Annotated in this window: 15 protein-coding genes and 1 pseudogene; 11 read left to right on the plus strand and 5 right to left on the minus strand. The window is 59.9% G+C overall.

Annotation, left to right across the window (positions count from 1 at the left end; all coding sequences use genetic code 11):
• Window positions 1-32: 32 nt before the first annotated feature.
• Both AC1DPR_RS06545 and AC1DPR_RS06550 read right to left on the minus strand, forming a co-directional pair.
• Window positions 33-2,141 (minus strand): family 10 glycosylhydrolase, encoded by a 2,109-nt coding sequence (locus tag AC1DPR_RS06545; RefSeq protein ID WP_477815959.1) that lies wholly within the window; start codon window positions 2,139-2,141, stop codon window positions 33-35.
• A gap of 94 nt (window positions 2,142-2,235) precedes the next feature.
• Complete coding sequence (locus tag AC1DPR_RS06550; protein ID WP_477815960.1) at window positions 2,236-4,161, minus strand: ABC transporter substrate-binding protein; 1,926 nt, start codon at window positions 4,159-4,161, stop codon at window positions 2,236-2,238.
• A gap of 182 nt (window positions 4,162-4,343) precedes the next feature.
• Here AC1DPR_RS06550 and AC1DPR_RS06555 point away from each other — a divergent pair, with 182 nt between their 5' ends.
• The 7 genes and pseudogenes from AC1DPR_RS06555 to AC1DPR_RS06585 all read left to right on the plus strand — a co-directional run.
• Window positions 4,344-5,372, plus strand: a complete 1,029-nt coding sequence (locus AC1DPR_RS06555; protein WP_477815961.1) for a LacI family DNA-binding transcriptional regulator — start codon at window positions 4,344-4,346, stop codon at window positions 5,370-5,372.
• A gap of 553 nt (window positions 5,373-5,925) precedes the next feature.
• On the plus strand, window positions 5,926-7,281 hold the full coding sequence (locus AC1DPR_RS06560; protein ID WP_477815962.1) for an LLM class flavin-dependent oxidoreductase: 1,356 nt from the start codon (window positions 5,926-5,928) through the stop codon (window positions 7,279-7,281).
• An 11-nt stretch (window positions 7,282-7,292) separates the two neighbouring features.
• Window positions 7,293-8,123: an ABC transporter ATP-binding protein gene (locus tag AC1DPR_RS06565; RefSeq protein WP_477815963.1), complete on the plus strand. Its 831-nt coding sequence runs from the start codon at window positions 7,293-7,295 to the stop codon at window positions 8,121-8,123.
• A 23-nt stretch (window positions 8,124-8,146) separates the two neighbouring features.
• Window positions 8,147-9,223: an ABC transporter substrate-binding protein gene (locus tag AC1DPR_RS06570; RefSeq protein WP_113580906.1), complete on the plus strand. Its 1,077-nt coding sequence runs from the start codon at window positions 8,147-8,149 to the stop codon at window positions 9,221-9,223.
• 24 nt (window positions 9,224-9,247) lie between these two features.
• The gene (locus tag AC1DPR_RS06575) at window positions 9,248-10,066 is read left to right on the plus strand and encodes an ABC transporter permease (protein WP_477815964.1); all 819 of its coding nucleotides are present in this window, start codon (window positions 9,248-9,250) and stop codon (window positions 10,064-10,066) included.
• Between the two features lie 2 nt (window positions 10,067-10,068).
• Window positions 10,069-10,836 (plus strand): ABC transporter permease, encoded by a 768-nt coding sequence (locus AC1DPR_RS06580; RefSeq protein WP_018855643.1) that lies wholly within the window; start codon window positions 10,069-10,071, stop codon window positions 10,834-10,836.
• 152 nt (window positions 10,837-10,988) lie between these two features.
• A pseudogene (locus AC1DPR_RS06585) lies at window positions 10,989-11,099 on the plus strand (N-alpha-acetyl diaminobutyric acid deacetylase DoeB); the annotation flags it as partial.
• Between the two features lie 75 nt (window positions 11,100-11,174).
• Here the strand turns inward: AC1DPR_RS06585 and AC1DPR_RS06590 are convergent.
• Window positions 11,175-12,272 (minus strand): LacI family DNA-binding transcriptional regulator, encoded by a 1,098-nt coding sequence (locus AC1DPR_RS06590; protein ID WP_026371571.1) that lies wholly within the window; start codon window positions 12,270-12,272, stop codon window positions 11,175-11,177.
• Window positions 12,273-12,661: 389 nt separating this feature from the next.
• Here AC1DPR_RS06590 and AC1DPR_RS06595 point away from each other — a divergent pair, with 389 nt between their 5' ends.
• From AC1DPR_RS06595 to AC1DPR_RS06610, 4 genes are all read left to right on the plus strand, one after another.
• The gene (locus AC1DPR_RS06595) at window positions 12,662-13,624 is read left to right on the plus strand and encodes a sugar-binding protein (protein ID WP_025658530.1); all 963 of its coding nucleotides are present in this window, start codon (window positions 12,662-12,664) and stop codon (window positions 13,622-13,624) included.
• Between the two features lie 79 nt (window positions 13,625-13,703).
• Complete coding sequence (locus AC1DPR_RS06600) at window positions 13,704-15,245, plus strand: sugar ABC transporter ATP-binding protein (RefSeq protein ID WP_477815965.1); 1,542 nt, start codon at window positions 13,704-13,706, stop codon at window positions 15,243-15,245.
• A gap of 39 nt (window positions 15,246-15,284) precedes the next feature.
• A complete protein-coding gene (locus AC1DPR_RS06605; protein WP_018855648.1) occupies window positions 15,285-16,310 on the plus strand; it encodes an ABC transporter permease in 1,026 nt (341 codons plus the stop codon).
• 111 nt (window positions 16,311-16,421) lie between these two features.
• Complete coding sequence (locus tag AC1DPR_RS06610; protein WP_477815966.1) at window positions 16,422-17,936, plus strand: aldehyde dehydrogenase family protein; 1,515 nt, start codon at window positions 16,422-16,424, stop codon at window positions 17,934-17,936.
• Window positions 17,937-17,962: 26 nt separating this feature from the next.
• Here AC1DPR_RS06610 and AC1DPR_RS06615 read toward each other — a convergent pair whose 3' ends face one another.
• Window positions 17,963-18,475 carry a GNAT family N-acetyltransferase gene (locus AC1DPR_RS06615; RefSeq protein ID WP_477815967.1) on the minus strand — a complete coding sequence of 171 codons (513 nt, stop codon included), beginning with the start codon at window positions 18,473-18,475 and terminating at the stop codon, window positions 17,963-17,965.
• A 19-nt stretch (window positions 18,476-18,494) separates the two neighbouring features.
• On the minus strand, window positions 18,495-19,373 hold the full coding sequence (locus tag AC1DPR_RS06620; RefSeq protein WP_112645714.1) for an ABC transporter permease subunit: 879 nt from the start codon (window positions 19,371-19,373) through the stop codon (window positions 18,495-18,497).

Genomic DNA, 19,373 nt, shown 5'->3' on the forward strand with positions numbered 1-19,373 from the left:
GCGGCCGAAAGCGCTCCTCTGCGCGCTACACCTCATTTCCAGGTGAGGTGCAGCACCTCCAGCCGCTCGATCCCCGGCACCTCCACCTGTGCACGGCCATCCTTGACGCTGACGTTTGCGGCACGGTCGGCAACGACAAGCCAGGCGCGCGCCACGGACTTGCCGGCAGGAATTTCCACCGAAACGGTCTGCGCCGCCAGAGGGTAATTTTCGCGGATCGGTCCCTTCATCATCATCGGATTGGTGAGGTTGAAGAGGCTAAGCGCGATGCCGTCGGAATTTTCACGAAGGGCCAGATCAACGACACCAGGACCCATGACAGTGACGCGCGGCGTCTTGCCGAGTGCCCAGTGGACGGCATTGGCGATCAGCCGGGCATGGTCAACGGCAAAGACCTCCCAGAAGATTTCGCCGATGTTCCAGGGAATATAGACAGCGCGGCCACCCATGCCTGTCTCGCGCGCAATGACCGCGGCACCCTCCGGCGCCTTGCGCGGATAGACTTCTTCCATCGGCAGATCCGGGAAGTCGGGCACGTAGAGGAACGGGGTCTTGGAGCCGTTCGTGGCCTCGACGTGGAGAAGCCGTGTACCGCCCATGATGCGTTCGGCGCCTTCGTAGCCTTCGTTGATCGGATGATCACCGGAGAGCGCCACGTAAGTGTTCTTGACGATGCCACGCGGTCCGGAGACGAATTTGACGCCGAACAACTCGGAGAGACCGAATTCCTGGCGCTGCCTGCCGGTTTCGTCGCGCAGCGAGGTCTCGTAGGAAGCGATCACGCTGCCGCCGCGTTCGGCATAGGCGCGGACCGCAGCGTTCTGCTCGTCCGACAGGCAGGCGGCGTTGGCGAGGATAATGAGCTTGAAGCGGTCGAGATTTTCCTTCGTCAGAACCTGGTCCGAGAGAAGCTCGAAGGGCAGGCGGGCCTCGACCAGGGCGTGGTAGAAGCCGAGATCGTGCTTTTCGGCGTTGGGCCGCTCCTCCGGTGCCCAGTGGCGCAACGTCGTGGAGGGGTCGATGACGGCGATTTCGGCGGCGGGCTTCATGCTTTCGAGCACCGGCTCGACTGCCGCCTGCAGGGCGAAGGCGTCGGCGACAGGCTCGACCCAGCGCTCGTCCGGGACCACCCCGTTGAACTTGGTGAACCAGGCATAGAGGCCATGCGCTGTGCCGTCATTGATCCAGAGCTGCATCTCCTCGCCGGACGTGACCGCATCCTTCCAGCGATATTCCTCCTCCGGACCGATCGAGGTGATGAGGACGACAGGGCGATCCGGAAAGGTGGCGCGGATGCGCTTGCCGTTGCGTCCGGCCGACCAGCCGAGCTCCAGGCCCTTGCGGCCCTGGTGGTCAACAACGAGGAAGGGGCAATGGCGGGCAATGACCGACAGGTCGAATTCCATCAGCGAGGCACCGCCCATGTTCGGAATGAAGCTCGCATGCGGGCGGATCGCCTTTACCGCATCGTCCCATTGGGCGATCATGTCGGTGAGGACCCGGCGGCGCCACTGTACCCAGGCCTGCCAAGCCGGATCTTCCGCATCCGGTTTTTTTGGCAGGTCATGGCCGAACATGTCCTTGAAGCGGCGGGCACTGTCTTCGCTATAGTCGACGCCATGCCCCTGCCAGCGATTGGCAAAGACCGCGTCAATATCGTATTTGCGGACGATCTCCTTGACGACCTCGGGCATGAAGACGGTATTGTAGTCGCCATAGGCATTGGTCACCCAGACATCGGGATAGGCCCAATGGCGGCGCGGCGTCCCGTCGGCGTTGATCATCACCCATTCCGGATGGGCCCTGGCGGCATCGTCATGGATTGCGTGTGGGTCGACACGAGCCATGACATGCATGTCGAGCTTGCGGGCCGCATCGACGAGCGCGCCGAAGATATCCTTGTCGCCGAGATATTTGCTGACATAGTGATAGGGCACTTCGCTCGGATAGTAGGCGATGTAGCCGCCGGCGCTAAGGCAGACTGCATTGGATCTCGTGCGCTTGAAGACGTCGACCCAGAAGGCGGGGTCGTACTTCTCCGGGTCGTCCTCGACGAAGGTCAGCTGGGTCCAGCGGGTCGCGTCCTTGAACCAGTCCGGTGTCCGGAGCGTTCCGGTGTTTTGTCTTCTCGCATCGAGCATCGGTTCATCCAATCGTTTGGCAAAAAGGCAACGAGGGATCTGCCGCCGGCCCAGGTCGGCCGGCGTCGGATACATGTCTGATCCTGAAAGACCGTCAGGCCTTGTAGAATTGCTCCGGCATGGTGGGAGCGGGTGTGGGCCAACCGAAGGAATTCGGCATGGTCCGCGTGATATTCTTCATGTTGTTCTTGACGATGCCGTAGCCGTCCGGGGGCTGCGAAACACCGAAGACGTAGAAGTTGTCGGCAGCGCCCTGCAGGATCTTCTTCATGACTTCCTGCTGACCTGCGGGGTCGGCGGTCGCCTTCAGCTTGTCGTAAAGCTCGAGCAGCTTCCTGGTCTCTTCCGGCGGTTCTTCCGCATTTTCATTGTTTCGGTCGAGATACCAGAGCTGCCAGGCCGGGGCATACATCGCGTTTGAATCCGTCGGCACATAGTAGCGCGGGTCGAGCATTGCGGCGACACCGCCATTGGCGCCGAATTGGTGGGCCGTGGCATCGAAATCGCGGCCCTGGCGGACGCGTGTTTCCCAAAGCGAACGGTCCATCGTGCGCATCTGCGCATCAATACCGACTGCCTGGAACATCGGGATGACCAACTGGAAGAGATCGAGGAAGATCGCACGAGCCTGGTCGATCTCGAAGATGATCGTCAGGCGCCGGCCCTGGTCGTCCAACCTGAAGTTCTGGTCATCGCGCTTCGGTATGATCTGGTCGAGCATGGCATTCGCCTTGTCGACATCATACGAGGTGAACTGCGTGGCGAGCTGCTCGTTATAGAGCGGATCTCCCTGCTTGATCGAGGGCTGGGCCGGCGCGCCCTGGCCGACGAGGACGGCATCGATCAGCGTCTGGCGATCAAGCGCCGTCGAAAGAGCCGCGCGGAAATCCTTGTTCCGGAAGAGCTTCCGTTTGGTCGCGTCGTTATGGTTCAGGTTGAAGATGAAGTTCATCACGTTGGCCTCTGTCGAGGTCAGCGTGTAGAAGTCGTAGCCGCCCTGCTCACGGGCATCGTAAAGCACCGATTTATTATTCGGCGTCGCGATATACTGGTCCATCAGGTCAATCTCGCCCTGCATGGCCTTCAGAAGCAATACCTGCGGATCCGCCACCATCTGGTAGACGATCCTGTCCATATAGGGCAGTTGATTGCCCGCGGTATCGACCTTCCAATAGAAGGGGTTGCGTTCGGCAATGACGCGTTCGGTATTTTCGCCGGGCGCGGTTGTGAACATCCAGGCGTTGAGGCAGGGCTTCTTCGAGGAATTGAGGAAGAATGCGTTATCATCCTGAAACCCGGACGCCGCCTGGAAGGCTGCGATCCAGCTTTCGAAGCCGCGTTGCTTGGCCAGTTCGTCGGCCTTCGGATTGTAGTCTATATGGAACTGTTCGAGATAATGTTTCGGACAGCGGGTCGTGTGGTCGTTGTTGGCCCAGGCCACCTGGAGCGGAAACATACCGTTAGGTTTTTCGAAGATCACCTTGAAGGTCTGTTCGTCGACCACTTCAAGCTTGGCCGGCTTGCCGGCTGTCTTCCAGTGGCCCTGGCTGGTAACGGCGACGCGCTTGTCGGTCAGGACCGTATCATACCAGAACTTGACGTCGGCCGTAGTATAGGGCTGGCCATCCGACCACTTCATGCCCTTGCGAAGGCGAATCGTATAGACCTTGGATTCGGCATCGCCATCGAAGGCTTCCGCGACGTTGAGGGCGACGCCTGACCAATCCGGCGTATAACGAAGCAGCGGCTCATAGGCCTGATAGCGGAAGAGCATGGAGAGCGATCCGCCGCCGACCAGTGCCATATTCCAGTCGCCCCCGTATTTTCCGACACTTTCTACCGGTTTGACGACGAGCGGGTTTGCCGGCAGCCGATCCGCGACCGGTGGCAGCGCGCCGCTCGAAACCTTTTCCTTGAGGACGTCCGCTTCCGTGTAGCCGGTCGCAAGAGCCGGCAGTGCAGGCAAAATCAGAACGGCCGAGGTCCCGGCCAGAAACGCACGACGTTTCAGCTTGATCATGGATATCTCCTCCAAAGATCCGCGCCCCTTTATTGTTGTTCTGCTCCCAGGCTTGGATGACGGGAAGATTACACTTGGATACTGTTAGGTAAAGCGTTATGTTTCGTTATCGATGAAGTTTGCTTTTTCAGATGAGGCAGTGTAGGCGAAGCGAAGATGGAACGACAACGCAGAGGTGCGGAGTGGGGAGCAGGGGACGAGTGACGTTGCAGACGATCGCGCGGGAGGTAGGCCTCTCGAAATATGCGGTCTCGCGTTCACTGGCGGGCAAGAGCGGCGTCAGCGAGGAAACGCGCGAGCGCATTCGCGAGATGGCCGTACGTCTTGGCTATGCCAAACCGGCGGCCCAGTCGGGTTCCAACGATATCGCCGTTGTTTTTCACGATCTCGATCCTGTCAACAGCGAGCTCTACATGCAGGTCCAGAATGGAATGCAGGGCGAAGCCCAAAGGCTCGGCATGGGTTTGCGCGTGCACTGGACGCATAGCGCTCGGCAGCTGGAAGATCTGGCCCGTGCCTGCGCCGGGCTGCTTCTCGTCGGCCCCCATGATCGCGAGGCGATTGCGGCTGCGACGGCGACCGGCATTCCGATCGTCCGGTTCGGCTGGATCGACCCGTTGGAGCAGGCCGATCAGATCACTGGCACGGACCATGAGGCAGGCCAGGCGGTCATCCAGTACCTGATCAATCTCGGCCATCGCTCGATTGCCTACGTGTCCGGTGCCCCGGGATACAGGGGACGCCGTGAGCGCTTCTACGGCGCTCGCGAGATCGCCGAAAGTCATCCCGACGTCGCGCTTCATGTGATGCAGTTCGACGAACAGGGAGCCTTCGCCGATGCTTTTGGCGCGCTGAAGGAGAGCGGTGTGCGGCCGACCGCGTTTTTCTGTGCCCATGACGGTCTTGCCCTGACCGTTGTCTCCGAATTGCTCGGTCAGGGTTATCGCATTCCCGACGACGTCTCTGTCGTCGGGTTCGGCGACTTTTCCCCGGCAACACAGATCTCGCCGCCGCTAACCACCGTGCGAATGGAGGGTCAGGAGTGCGGGGCGGTCGGCCTGCGCCTCCTGCTCGAGCGCATCGAGACGCCGCGGCGACCAGGCGACCCCGCTCGCCGCGTCAATATCGCCTCGCGCATTATCGAGCGCCGCTCGGCCGGTCCCTGCAAGGACATGCGCATTTCGGAAGATACTGCGAAGTCGTCACGCTAACCGACCGGCTTCCATCATAGCTTTTGCACCTCAGGTGCAAAAATGGATGCTGGTCCGGATCTGTCCGGGGCAGGGACGCCACCCCCTATACATGGCTGATGGTTCATGGACGAAGCTGCCGAGCACGGAAATAGCCCCGCTCCCTGTTGCCAATAAGCGCGCGCGTCACCGATATTGGCGACGGGATAGAGCAGTTGAAGGCTGTCAATGAAGCGGCGGCCGGCCTCGCGGCCGTCCGTCACCGAGAAGCCGCCGAGAGCGCAGCAATGGCCCTGGCGCGGGTACTTCTGCGTCCGCTCGCCGCTGGCTGGCTTTTCGGTCCAGAAATATCTGATTGATTTTACGCAGAGAAGTTCTTTTCTTAGGCGACAATTTCGCCAGCGGCGCTATCGACGAAATATCTTTCTGACCGGCGCCACGGCAGTACGTCGTCATTCAAAAGGCTCCATTGCACGCGGCAAAAATCTCGCATCGCCACAGGAAATAGAATACTATTTCTATAGATATTAATTGTTGCTGCTAGCCTATCGTCTCCCTCACCAAGGAGACACACATGAGTGCCGCGCGACCACAGCTCAAACTTGGCGCCTTCCTCTATCCGACGGGCCATCACGTGGCCGCGTGGCGGCATCCGGAAGCGCAGGCGGACGCCGGTTCCAATATTGCTCACTATATCGAGCTTGCGCAGCTGGCTGAAGCGGCGAAGTTCGATCTCATTTTCATGGCTGACGGCGTTGGAACGCGCGGGACGGACATAGAGGCATTGAGCAGGACAGCTGTCCGCTATGTGGCGCAGTTCGAGCCGATTACCTTGCTCTCGGCTCTGGCGGCGGTGACCAAGCACATCGGATTCGTCGCCACAGCTTCCACCTCATACAACGAGCCCTACCATATCGCGCGGAAATTCGCCTCGCTCGATCACATCAGCGGCGGCCGAGCGGGCTGGAACCTGGTCACTTCGTCCAGCGAGCACGAAGCGCATAATTTTGGTCGTGATGAGCATTATGCACATGCGGAGCGATACGAGCGGGCCGAAGAGTTTGCCGATGTCGTGCGCGGACTGTGGGACACCTGGGAGGAAGACGCATTCCTGCGCGACAAGGAAAGCGGCATCTACTTCGATCCGGACAAGCAGCATATCCTCAATCACAAGGGCAAATTCTTCAAGGTTCGCGGGCCACTGAACGTAGCCCGCGCGCCTCAGGGTCAGCCGGTGCTCGTACAGGCAGGCTCGTCGGAACCGGGCAAGGAGCTTGCCGCGCGTACCGCTGAGGTTGTCTTCACCGCGCATCAGACAATCGAGGATGCTCGCGGCTTCTATAGGGATCTCAAAAGCCGACTTGCCAGGTACGGACGCGGGCCGGAAGAGTTGAAGGTCATGCCGGGGATCTTCCCGGTCGTCGGCCGGACGCAGGCAGAGGCTGAGGCGAAATTCCAGGAAATCCAGGATCTCATACATCCGGTGGTCGGCCTGTCGATGTTGAACGGCATGACCGGCGGCGTTGATCTCTCGAAATATCCTCTGGACGGCCCCATCCCGGACCTCCCGGAAACGAACGCAAGCAAGAGCCGGCAAAAGTTGCTTCTTGATCTTGCCAGGCGCGAAAACCTGACGATCCGCGAGCTCTATCTGAGGATCGCAGGCGCGCGTGGCCATTGGCAGGTCGTCGGCACGCCGGGCCGGATCGCTGATGAGATGGAGCACTGGTTCACGACCGGAGCGGCAGACGGCTTCAATGTTATGCCGCCGCATCTGCCCGTCGGACTAAGGGACTTCGTGGAGCTCGTGTTGCCGGAACTACGCCGCCGTGGATTGTTCCGCACCGAATATCAGGGCAGGACGTTGCGCGAAAATCTTGGCCTTAGCATACCCCGTCACCCGGCGCGCGTTCAGGCCGCGGCAGAGTAGGGGTGATCGACATGAACCGACACCATCTCACAGCCGAGCACATAACCCGGCAGTTCCAGATCGACGGGGAGCCCTTGATCGCGCTCGACGACATCAATCTGGATATTGCAAAGGGCGAGTTTGTCACTGTTGTCGGTGCCAGCGGCTGCGGAAAGTCGACGCTGTTGCGTCTCTTCGCGGGCCTGGATCTCGCGACATCCGGCACCATCCGCCATGCGGACGAGCTAGTCGTCGAACCCAGCCTTCATCGGGGCATCGTCTTCCAGGAACCGCGCCTCTTCCCCTGGTTGACGGTCGAGAAAAACGTCTCTCTTGGCCTGCTGAACAGCAAGCTGACCAAGGCGCGAAAGACAGAGCTTGTGCGCGAACATCTGGAGCTTGTCGGGCTTTCCCGTTTTGCCAATGTCTACCCGCATCAATTGTCCGGGGGAATGGCGCAGCGTGCCGGCATTGCCCGTGGCCTTGTCAGCCGGCCGAACGTCCTTCTGCTCGACGAGCCTTTCGGGGCACTCGACGCCATCACCAAGGCACGCCTGCAGGACGAGCTGCAGGAGATCTGGGCGAAGGAAAACATCACGATGGTTTTGGTGACGCATGACGTGGAAGAGGCGGTCTATCTCGGGGATCGCGTCGTCGTCATGTCGCCGCGTCCGGGCCGCATCCGCGAGGTGGTACCGGTCAAGCTGGCTCGCCCACGCCGGCGTACATCCAGCGATATTGCCAACCTGCGCGACCGCGTCCTGAAGAGCCTTCATGCGACGGGCGAAAGCACCCAGCCCAAGGGGTTGAAATCAGCCGATGACGGCAGCCACGCCGAACGTGCAGTCGCACTCGCCAGATAAGCTTCAAAAAAAGGAGAGAAACTATGAAACACGCATTGCTGTCACGCGTGATCGCCGGCCTCGCATTGATGCTCGCGACCGCCCCGGCCACGGTCCGCGCCGAGGAACCGCTGGTCATTCATGTCGGCTATGCCGCGATTGGCGTCGACAATCGTCCTTACGCGGAAGGCACATCTGCCGCGACCGCCCGGGCGGGCGAATTTCTGGAGAAGGAATTTGCCAAGGATCCGGACATCAAGATTGAATGGACCTTCTTCAAGGGCGCAGGCCCTGCCGTCAACGAAGGCTTTGCGAATGATCAGCTCGACTTCGCCTACCAGGGTGATCTTCCCTCGTTGATCGGCCGTGCCAACGGGCTGAAGACCAAGTATCTCCTGGCAAGCGGAGCGAGAAAGCCGCTCTATCTCGCCGTCGCCAAAGATAGCGGCATTAAATCTATCGCGGATCTGAAGGGCCGCAAGATAGCCCTCCAGCGCGGCACGAACGGTCATCTGGCTGCCATCAAGGTGCTGGAGGCCAATGGGTTGACGGAGCGCGACGTTCAGGTCGTAAATCTCGACAGCGCAGGCACGGTTGCCGCGTTGACCAGCAAGGACATCGACGCCGCATTCGGCGATACGCAGCTGATCAATCTCGCCACCAAGGGTGCAGCCGATATCATCTACACCACCAAGGGGGACGATCCGCGCTTCGGCCGCAATGCCGGCGTCATCGGCCGCCAGGCGTTCATCGATGCCCATCCTGACATAACCCAGCGGGTCGTCGATGCTTTCGTCAAGGCGGCGCAATGGTCGTCGGACGAGCCGAACCGCACCGCACTTCTCGAGCTGTGGCACAAGTCGGGAACGCCAGTTCCAATTCTGGAGGAATACTTCAAGGGTGACACGCTCGCCTACCGCAACTCGCCGCTGATCGATGACCTGCTTGTGTCGCAATACAAGGAGCAGGCGGCGAAGAGCAAGGAATTCGGTCTCATCCGCCGTGATGTCGATCTTGAGGGCTGGTTCGAGCCTCGCTACCTCAAAAGCGCCATTGAACGGTTCAACCTGCAGCACTTCTGGCAAGCCTATGGCGCTGACGGCAAGCCGCTCGCCTCGTAAGCAGAGCATTGGAGCAGCAGGCTGATGGCAATCCCTCTTGAAATCGCCGGTGATGACGGCATCCCGAACGCGCGCAGGTTTTTCAAGGGACGGTTCTCTTCGCTCTCGGCCTTGCTTCTTCCCGTGTTGCTGATTGCCCTCTGGTGGCTCGCCTCCGCGAGAGGCTGGCTGCCGGAGCAGATCCTTCCGGCGCCGTCCTATGTACTGCAGACCGCCGGTGACATGATCATGAGCGGGGAGCTGCTTTACCATGCCGCAGTCAGCTTGCGCCGCGTTGTCTTCGGCTTCACCATCGGCGCGGGGTTGGGATTGGGTCTCGGCATCGCCATGGGCCTGTCTCAGCGCCTGGAAGACTATATTAAGCCGACGTTCCTAGCCTTCGCACAGATCCCGACGCTTGGATGGATCCCGCTTCTGATGCTGCTGGTCGGCATCGAGGAGACACTGAAGATCATCATCATCGCCAAGGGCGCTCTTGTGCCGATCACGCTCAATACCTTCTCCGGCATCCGAAGTGTTCCCGGCAAATACGTGGAAGTCGGCAAGGCACTGCGTTTCAGCCGGTGGCAAACGCTCCGCCTGATCGTCCTGCCAGGCGCTATTCCTTCCATTTTCACCGGTATCCGCTATGGCCTTACGCACGCATGGACTTCGCTTGTCGGGGTCGAACTCCTGGCGTCATCCGAAGGGCTCGGCTACCTGCTCGTGTGGGGAAGACAGATGTTCTGGCTTGATACCGTGATCATCGCGATGATCGTGATCGGCCTCATAGGCGTTACCATGGACAAGGGCCTGAATGGCGTCGAGGTCTTTATCCAGCGCTGGAAGAAAGAAGGACTTTGACGATGGCCGAAGCGTCAACGAGGCTTGTCCGTATAAGACGTGGCCTCACCCTTCCTCTTCTTCTCCTCGCCGTGTGGGAGGCCTCCAGCCGCCTCGGGCTCGTTGATCCCCGCTTTCTGCCGGGGATCGAAGATGTCGTCCTGACCGCCAAGCGCGAGATCATCGACAATGGTCTGACGGGCCAGCTCGCAGCCAGTCTGTTGCGCAATATCGCAGGTTTTCTGATTGGCTGCATCCTCGGCGTCAGTTTCGGCACGCTCGTTGCCGTGACGAGGATCGGAGACAGGTTGGTCATGCCGACCTTCAACGGCCTGAAGCAAATTTCCCTGCTTGCATGGATACCGCTCATTTCGGTGTGGTTCGGTTTCGGCGAGCAGGCGAAGGTGGTCTTTGTCGCTCTTGCAGCTTTCATTCCCATCGCCCTCAACACCTATGACGGAATCAAGGACGCGCCTTCAGAGCTGGTGGAGGTCGGTCGGGCGCTGCGGTTTCGACCCTGGCAGCGCGTTGCCAGGATTTACCTGCCGTCAGCTCTCCCGGCGATCGCCACCGGCATCCATCTCGGCCTCATCTATTCGTGGCTGGCGACCGTCGGCGCGGAGTATTTTCTTGCGGTCGGCCCAGGCATCGGCGGTCTGGTCATTGCTGGACGCGAGCGCTTCGACATGGCACTGGTCATGGTCGGCGTCATCATTCTCGGCCTTGTCGGGTTTTCACTTAACAGGCTCGCCGGTGCGGCAGAAGCCAGGCTGCTGCGCTGGCGGGCCTGAGCCGGAAACCTGACGATGTTGGTGTGCGGCTTAAGTGGTGGTGTCGGCGACGAGATTGGGAGCCTGTTTCAACCGGTCGAGATCGGCAACGGCGAAGCGGGATCCGGACCGGGACCGGCAGACAGTCCATAACCGGACAGGAACTTGCCCCTACCGGCGAAGCGCCTGTCGAGCTCGTCGCGAAGATGGATGGCATCCTCATCGCCCGCCACTTTCCAGGGTTGGTCAAACCGGGGGATTCCGCGGCTGTCGTCTCGCAATAACCGCCTCGATGAGGAGCCTATGTGAATGGGTGAACGTAGCTGATCACATTCGCTGGGATTGCACCGCCGACTGCTCTATTGCGCATTTTGCTCGCTGTGGTGGATTTTTGGCCTTTTGACCGGAGGTCCCGCGACAGAGTGACGTTTGACGAGAGAGCATTCGAGCTTCGTAATCGGATACCGCTTCTTGCCAGGAAGGCTTTCCGGATTGAGATGTTCGATCGACCATTGGCCCATGGCGAGATGGGGAAGGACAGACGTCGTCAGCGGGGGAACGAGATGTCGCGATATGTCTTCGTCGTCGTAACCCACAACCGACATGTCCTGGGGAATGCGAAGACCCGCATCCTTGAGGGCTTCGTAGCACCCGATCGCAGTTCTGTCATTCTGGCAGAAGATCGCTGTTGGTGGCTCCTTCAAAGCCAGCAGCTTCATTGTTGCAGCATAGCCGGCGCTGGCCGACCAGTCGCCTTCGATGACCAGCTCGGGATCGAAGGGAATATCGGCTGTCGCAAGCGCGCGGCGATATCCGGTAAGACGATCCTGCGCAGCCTGCATCCAGATTTCGCCGGTGATCGTGGCAATGCGATGGTGTCCATGCGCGATCAGATGCCGGGTGGAACTCTGTCCTCCCGCAATCTCGCTCGGCACAACGCAGGGAAAGGCGTAATCCGCCGTATAACAGTTGAGCAGCACCGTCGGGATGTTGAGCTTGTAAAAATAGGCGGGAAGCTCAACCTCGCGCGTATAGATCGTCATGTAGATGAGCGCCGATATGCCGCCGCTCGTCAACGCGTTTATTGCCTTCGGCTCCATGACGGGATCGCTGAGCGTTTGCGTCACCAACAGGACATTGCCGGCGTTCCATGAGGCTTGCCGCGCGCCTTCAATCGCAACGATCGCTTCCGGGCTGGTCGCGAGCTGGTCGACGGCAAACCCGATCACATTGTCCAGGCCCGAGTAAGAGGTCGGCGTTGCATATGTCGCTCCCATATAGCCAAGTGCCCGCGCTGCCTCAAACACGCGCTCGCGGGTCAACTGCGAGATGCGGGTGCCGGGCGTGTTGTTGAGCACGAAGGAAACGGCCGCCTGCGAGCAACCGGCCGCCTTGGCAATATCCATCATTGTCACGCGCTCGGGGCGAGAAGCCTTTCGGTTGCGTGCAGGCTTCATTGCCGCGGGCTCGTGCTCGTCCAAGATCTTGGTTTTTCGCATCCGTGGAGGTCCGTTACCCATATTGGTCAAGGTGTATGCTTGCGCAGCATTGGTAATTAATATTACCACTGATCAGTTCGCGTTAGCAATCGCATGAAGTGACATACTTGTACGCCGCTGGTGGCCATATCCGAACGCAAAAATGCAATTCCCGCTGCCATTCTATGAAATGTTTTGATCTGCATTGATAATACTATTTACTAATTAAAATTCTTGTATACCGTCATGGAGCGATCGGAACCCTATGCCATTCGTCGCTTCGCGACCGCCCTAGGAGGGGGCGCGCATCCGGCCGGCCGCAAGTTGCAATCGGGCCCTTGCTACTGCGGCCCTTCGGGAGGTGTATTATGAATCAGCTGAAACGCAATGCTGCCTTGTTTTTCGCCGGATTGATGCTGAGTGCCGCGCCTGTGGCGGTGTCCCATGCTGCCGACAAGCCCACGCTCGCGTTCGTCGTCAACGGGGCTTCCGACTTCTGGAAGGCTGCTGAGGCCGGCGTGAAGAAGGCTCAGGGCGAGATGCCAGACTACGACATGCAGCTGAAATATCCTGAACAGGCGTCAGTCGCCGTTCAACAGCGCCTGATGGAAGACCTTGTGAGCGCTGGTGTCAAAGGCGTCATGGTTTCCGCCGTCGATCCTAAGACCCAGACGGACGGCCTGAACAAGATCGGTTCGCAGACTGCACTCTTTACCACCGACAGCGACGCGCCCCAGACCAACCGTGTCGCCTATATCGGCTCGTCCAACGTTGATGCTGGCAAGCAGGCCGCTGAAATCGCCAAGAAGGCAATGCCTGATGGCGGCAAGTGCATCGGCTTCGTCGGACTTCTCGGCGCCGATAATGCCAAGGAACGCATCCAGGGCATGAAGGACGGGCTGAAGGGGACAAAGATCGAGCTGACGGACGTTCGCGGCGACGACATCGACCAGACCCGTGCCAAGAAGAACGTCGAGGATGCGCTGGTTGCCAGCCCGGACGTGACCTGCATGGTCGGCTTCTATTCCTACAACACGCCACGCATCTATGAGGCGCTGCGTGACGCAGGCAAGCTCGGCCAGATCACCGTCGTCGGCTTTGATGACGATCCGATCACGCTTGGTGGCGTCAAGGAAGGCACAATTGCGGCGACCGTCGTGCAGCAGCCGTTCGAATGGGCCTATCAGGGCATGAAGCTGATGGCAGCCTATCTCAAGGGCGACAAGTCTGGCGTTCCAGCCAACGGTCTGATCATCATCCCGACGGTCATCATCGGCAAGGATGATGTCGACAAGTATGCTGCCAACCTGAAGGCCATGGCCGGCAAGTAAACCTTCCTTGCGGCGGTGGCGCCAGTCGCCGCCGCGAGTGACGTTTCGTGCCGACAGCATTAGCAGCCATGGACAGGCGATGAACCACAGCTCCGATATCCCGTCACCGGACGCGCCCGCGACACCGTTCCTTTCGCTTTCCGGTGTGGGCAAGACTTATCCGGGCGTCGTCGCACTTGACGGCCTGTCAATGGACATCATGCCGGGCGAGGTGATCGGCCTCGTCGGCGAGAACGGGGCAGGAAAATCGACGCTCATGAAGATCCTCGGCGGCGTGATCGCGCCCGACCGGGGCACGATCCTGCTCGACGGGGCGGAGCTTCGTTCGCTAACCGTCGAATCGAGCATCTCGTCCGGCATCGCCTTCGTCCACCAGGAACTCAATCTCTTCGAAAACCTCGACGTCGCCGCCAATATCTTCCTGGGCCGCGAACCTCTGAAGGCCGGGCCTCTCAAGCTCGTCGATCGTGATCGACTGAGGGAGATGGTAAGGCCGCTCCTGAAGCGCGTGGGGGCGCATTTTTCCGCCGACACCCCCGTGGCGTCGCTTTCGCTTGCCGAGCAGCAGATGGTGGAAATCGCCAAGGCATTGTCGATCAACGCGAGGCTCGTCATCTTCGATGAGCCTACATCCAGCCTTCCTTTGGCCGAAACCGAGCGGCTTTTGAGCATCATCAAGTCGCTGAAAGCAGATGGCATCAGCGTGATTTTCATCTCGCATCGCCTCCACGAGGTCGAGCGCGTCGCCGACCGCGTGGTCGTGCTACGCGATGGCACGCTCGTCGGTACGCTTGCAAAGGCCGAGATCGGCCACGACCAGATGGTCAAGCTGATGATTGGCCGGGTGCTTGCGGCGCGCACCGCCAAACCGCAACGCGCGCCCGGCTCGGTTGCGCTGACGGCAAGCGGCGTGCGCACCGAGGCCTATCCGTCCCGCCCTGTCGATCTGGCCATCAGGTATGGAGAAATCCTCGGACTTGCCGGCCTTGTTGGCTCGGGGCGCACCGAGCTTGCAAGGGTGCTCTTCGGCATTGACCGGAGTTACGGCGGAGCCATTCTGCAGGACGGACAGCAAATCGCGGTCGGCTCCGCGCGTGATGCCGTGGCTCGCGGGATTTTCCTGGTGCCGGAGGATCGCAAGCGCAACGGAATTCTTCTTGATTTCCCGATTGCCCAGAACATTACCCTTGCCGACCTTCCAAATCTTGCCAACCGCCACATGCTGTCTGCCGACCGCGAAGCGGCGGCGGCCGAAAAGCAGCGCATTCGCCTCGGCATCAAGGCGCCCTCGGTTTCGACCCGGACCGGCACTCTGTCGGGCGGCAATCAGCAGAAGGTGGTGCTTGCCAAATGGCTATCGATGAACCCGAAGGTGATGATCTTCGACGAGCCAACGCGCGGCATCGATATCGGGGCGAAGAATGAGATTTACGGGCTGATGCGGGCCCTTGCCGATGCTGGCGTCGCCATCCTGATGATCTCAAGCGACATGGAAGAGGTGATCGGCGTATCTGACCGCATCGCCGTCATGCATGAGGGCCAGATCGCCGGGATTTTGGAAGAGGATGACTTCAGCCAGGAAAGCGTCCTTTTGCTTGCCGTCGGCAAGAGAGTAAAATAGCGGCTGCGGCCATCATAGGTATCGGGGAACGGATCTCGAATGATCAAGAAAGACCTTGGACTGCTGCTTTTGATTGTCGTCGTCGGCATCGTCGTCGCCATCATCAATCCGCGCTTCCTGCTGCCGATCAATCTGGCGAACACCGCCAACCTGATCGGACTGTTTGGCATCCTTTCGATCGGCCAGGCCTTTGTCATCATTACCGGCGGCATCGAGCTTTCCGTGGGTTCGCTCGTCGCGCTTCTTGGCGTCCTTTTCATCGATTTCATTGCTGTCCAGGACATGTCCTGGATGTTGGCGCTGCCGCTCATCCTCGTGCTTGGCGCGGTCATCGGTGCCATTCATGGCTGGCTGATTACCAGGCTCAATCTGCAACCCTTTGTCGTCACCTTGTGCGGCTTGCTGATCTATCGTGGCGCCGCGCGCTTCTATACTGCCGACGGGACGGCGGGATTTGCCTTCGGCCAGAATTTCCCCGACCTCGAATTCCTGACCGCGGGCCGCTTCTATGGTGTTCCCAACACCTTCATTGCGCTCGTCATCATCACGGTGGTCATGTGGGTGGTGTTGCACCGCTCCGTCTTCGGGCGCTATCTTTACGCAATCGGCAAGAACGAGGAAGCGGCCCGTTATTCAGGCATCCGCACCGGCCGAATGATCATGTCGGCCTATGTCATCTGCGGATTGCTCACGGCGCTCTCGGCGATCTATTTTGCCATGTATACACGCTCGATCTCACCGGCGAGCCATGGACAGTTTTACGAGCTCTATGCGATCGCCGCTGCCGTGCTTGGCGGGTTTTCGCTGCGCGGCGGCGAGGGATCGATCGTCGGTGTCGTGCTTGGTACAGTCTTGCTTCAGGAATTGCAGAACCTTGTGAACTTGCTCGGCATCCCGTCGTCGTTGAACTTTGCCGTGATGGGTGGCGTGATCCTCATCGGCGTCCTTATCGACCAGCAATGGCATGCGATCCGGGCACAGCGCCGCCTCGTGGCAGCAGCTCGACAGACTGAAGGCCGCCTGCACGACGAGGGCTCGCTGCCGGTGGTTGCACGTCAGGACTAGACCAGCGGGGCCATTCCATGCTGCACCATACGACCTAAACGAATGCGTCCGGTCATTGAAGACCGGAAGTGGACGAAAAGGCCGACCGTGATGTCTGGTCGGGGAGAAATGATGCTGTCTAACTTTATCGTGCCTGATTCCAGTGATCCGCGGCTGGGATCCAGATATCGTTACCGCATGCTCGTTGATGGCAAGTCTGCTGATGCTGCCACGGGCAAGACCATCGATCGGGTGAGCCCCGGCCATGCCGGTATCGTGGTCGCAACATGGCCGGATGCGTCGGCGGACGACGTTCGCTTGGCAATCGCAGCAGCGCGGCGGGCGTTTGACACCGGTCCTTGGCCGCGCATGTCGGGCGCCGAGCGGTCGCGACTGATGTTCAAGGTGGCGGATCTCATTCTTGCCCACCAGGAAGAACTTGCGCTGATCGAGAGCCTCGAGGTCGGCAAGCCAATCGTCCAGGCTCGGGGCGAGATCGGATTTTGCGCGGATCTGTGGTCCTATGCAGCTGGCCAGGCCCGGGCGCTTGAGGGACAGTCGCACAACAATATTGGCGACGACCGGCTTGGTCTCGTCTTGCGCGAACCGGCAGGCGTCGTTGGCATCATCACGCCATGGAACTTCCCCTTCATCATTGCCTCGGAGCGCGTGCCATGGGCGATCGGCGCTGGGTGCACGGTCGTCCTGAAACCATCTGAATTCACCTCCGGCACGTCGGTCCGCATGGCGGAACTTGCGCGCGAAGCTGGCATTCCGGACGGGGTCTTCAATGTTGTCACAGGCTTTGGCGATCCGGCTGGCCAGGCTCTCGCGGAGGATCCAGGCATCGACGTGGTGGCGTTCACTGGTTCCCTGCGCGTTGGCACGAAGCTCGGCGAAATCGCCGCGCGTAGCGTCAAGCGGGTGGGGCTGGAGCTTGGGGGCAAGGGGCCGCAGATTGTCTTTGCCGATGCGGATCTCGATGCGGCGGCCGACGGGATCGCTTACGGCGTCTATCACAATGCCGGCCAATGCTGCATTTCAGGGAGCCGGCTGCTGGTTCAGGAGGATATCCGGGATGCCTTGATGGATCGGTTGCTCGGCATTTCACGGAAGGTCACGTTCGGGGATCCGTTGAACGAGCGCACCAAGATCGGCGCGATGATTTCGGAGGCGCATGCACAAAAGGTGCATGCTTACGTCGAGGCAGGGATTGCCTCCGGCGCGGAACTTCTTCTTGGCGGCGAAAGGGTAGGCAAGGGGACTGGACTGTATTACCCGCCGACGGTCTTTGCAGGCGTCAAACCGGACATGTCGATCGCTCGTGAGGAGATTTTTGGGCCCGTGCTTTCAACACTGACCTTCAAGACAGCCGAAGAGGCTATCGCACTTGCCAACAGTACCGAATTCGGCCTGTCAGCGAGCGTCTGGTCAACCAACCTCGAAAACGCGCTGCAAAGTATCCGCCGCATTCGCGCTGGTCGCTGCTGGATCAACAGCGTTATCGACGGAACACCGGAGCTGCCGGTCGGGGGCTACAAAAAGAGCGGACTGGGACGCGAGCTTGGCCGCTATGGCTTCGACGAATATTCGCAGTTCAAGGGAGTTCACGTAACCTTGGGGCGGCCCACACCCTGGCTTGCATGAGCCGCTCAAGGACTCTGGACGCGCATCTATGAAGGTTGGCCATGCGATTGCGAGATTTCATCTGGCTCTGCCTCGGCCAACATGCCCCTGTATATTCCGGGGACGGATCCTTCGATCGGAACGGCGCCAACGCTTCTGCCGTAGAAGTCCATGGGTCCTGCGCCACCGATGACGCCGTAGGCATACCCTTGTGCATACATATCGAGTAACGTCGTCAAAAGCAGCGCATGGCCAACCCCCTGGCCACGGACTGCACTATCGACGCCAGTCGGGCCGAAGAAGCCCTTTGCCGTGGCGTCGTGGCAGGCAAAGCCGATCAGTCTTCCGTTCTGGATTGCGATGAAGCACGTCGGCGGCTGCCGCATTGCGGCCGTGGTCGCTTCGCAAGACCACCCGGCTCCAAAGCGGGGCGTAATCCAATCGGTCAAAGCCTTCAGTTCAGGCGGCAAGACGCGACGGATCGTGACACCTAGCCGTTCCATTTTCGCATCGAGGGAGGTGTCCGGTTTGAGATCGTATAGCTTGACAAGCATATCCATGTGATTGGTCCCTTTATCGTCATCCCTTCACGGCACCGGCCGTCAGCCCCGCAACGATGCGCCGCTGGAAGATGAGCACGACCGCGATCAGCGGCAACGTGACAGTCACCGAGGCAGCCATGATCTGTCCGAAGGGATATTCGTAACGGTTGGTGCCGGCGATCAATCCGATCGCGACCGGCACGGTGCGATTTTCGTCCGTCAGCGTGAAAGTCAAGGCAAAGAGGAATTCGTTCCATGCAAGAATGAAGGCGAGGATGCCGGTGCTTGCAAGTGACGGTCCCATCAGCGGCAGCAGTATCTTCAGGAGGATACGAAGGTGCGAACAACCATCAACGATCGCGGCCTCCTCCAACTCGCGCGGGAACTCGCGAATGAAGGTTGTGAGAATCCACGTCGTAAACGGCACCGTTGACAGAAGGTATGTCAGAATGAGCGCGCTTGGACGGTTGAAGAGCCCGAGCCAGTTGATGAGCTCAAACATGCCCGAAAGCACGACCACCTGCGGAAAGATCGAGATCATCAGGATAATCATCAAAACGGCCCGACGCTGCGGAAAGTCGATGCGTCCGAGCGCATAGGCCGCACTGATACCGATCACAAGGGACAGGCAGGTCGTCGCTACGGCGACATAGGCGGAGTTCAGGAGTGATCCGATGAACACCGGGTTGTTGATCAACTCCCGGTAATAGGTAAAGTCGAGCGCTGGCAGCAGGACCGAACGGTAGAGTGCTGCGCCCTGTTTCGTCGACGAAACGAAGGCCCAGTAATAGGGAAACAGCGTGTAGATCAGCACCAGTGATAGGGCAAGGATTTGCAGCACCCGCAACACCTGGCGCCGGCCCCTGTAATAGGCGCTCGACTTTCGGGCCGGGCGTACAAGAGAAAGGTCAGTCAT

Source organism: Rhizobium sp. 01T417 (assembly GCF_056398905.1).

What these genes read in the sequence shown, in the direction of transcription:
- AC1DPR_RS06545 (WP_477815959.1), bottom strand. Translation starts at nt 2,141, where the DNA reads ATGCTCGATGCGAGAAGACAAAACACCGGAACGCTCCGGACACCGGAC.
- AC1DPR_RS06550 (WP_477815960.1), bottom strand. Translation starts at nt 4,161, where the DNA reads ATGATCAAGCTGAAACGTCGTGCGTTTCTGGCCGGGACCTCGGCCGTT.
- AC1DPR_RS06560 (WP_477815962.1), top strand. Translation starts at nt 5,926, where the DNA reads ATGAGTGCCGCGCGACCACAGCTCAAACTTGGCGCCTTCCTCTATCCG.
- AC1DPR_RS06565 (WP_477815963.1), top strand. Translation starts at nt 7,293, where the DNA reads ATGAACCGACACCATCTCACAGCCGAGCACATAACCCGGCAGTTCCAG.
- AC1DPR_RS06570 (WP_113580906.1), top strand. Translation starts at nt 8,147, where the DNA reads ATGAAACACGCATTGCTGTCACGCGTGATCGCCGGCCTCGCATTGATG.
- AC1DPR_RS06575 (WP_477815964.1), top strand. Translation starts at nt 9,248, where the DNA reads ATGGCAATCCCTCTTGAAATCGCCGGTGATGACGGCATCCCGAACGCG.
- AC1DPR_RS06580 (WP_018855643.1), top strand. Translation starts at nt 10,069, where the DNA reads ATGGCCGAAGCGTCAACGAGGCTTGTCCGTATAAGACGTGGCCTCACC.
- AC1DPR_RS06590 (WP_026371571.1), bottom strand. Translation starts at nt 12,272, where the DNA reads ATGAAGCCTGCACGCAACCGAAAGGCTTCTCGCCCCGAGCGCGTGACA.
- AC1DPR_RS06595 (WP_025658530.1), top strand. Translation starts at nt 12,662, where the DNA reads ATGAATCAGCTGAAACGCAATGCTGCCTTGTTTTTCGCCGGATTGATG.
- AC1DPR_RS06600 (WP_477815965.1), top strand. Translation starts at nt 13,704, where the DNA reads ATGAACCACAGCTCCGATATCCCGTCACCGGACGCGCCCGCGACACCG.
- AC1DPR_RS06605 (WP_018855648.1), top strand. Translation starts at nt 15,285, where the DNA reads ATGATCAAGAAAGACCTTGGACTGCTGCTTTTGATTGTCGTCGTCGGC.
- AC1DPR_RS06610 (WP_477815966.1), top strand. Translation starts at nt 16,422, where the DNA reads ATGCTGTCTAACTTTATCGTGCCTGATTCCAGTGATCCGCGGCTGGGA.
- AC1DPR_RS06615 (WP_477815967.1), bottom strand. Translation starts at nt 18,475, where the DNA reads ATGGATATGCTTGTCAAGCTATACGATCTCAAACCGGACACCTCCCTC.
- AC1DPR_RS06620 (WP_112645714.1), bottom strand. Translation starts at nt 19,373, where the DNA reads ATGACTGACCTTTCTCTTGTACGCCCGGCCCGAAAGTCGAGCGCCTAT.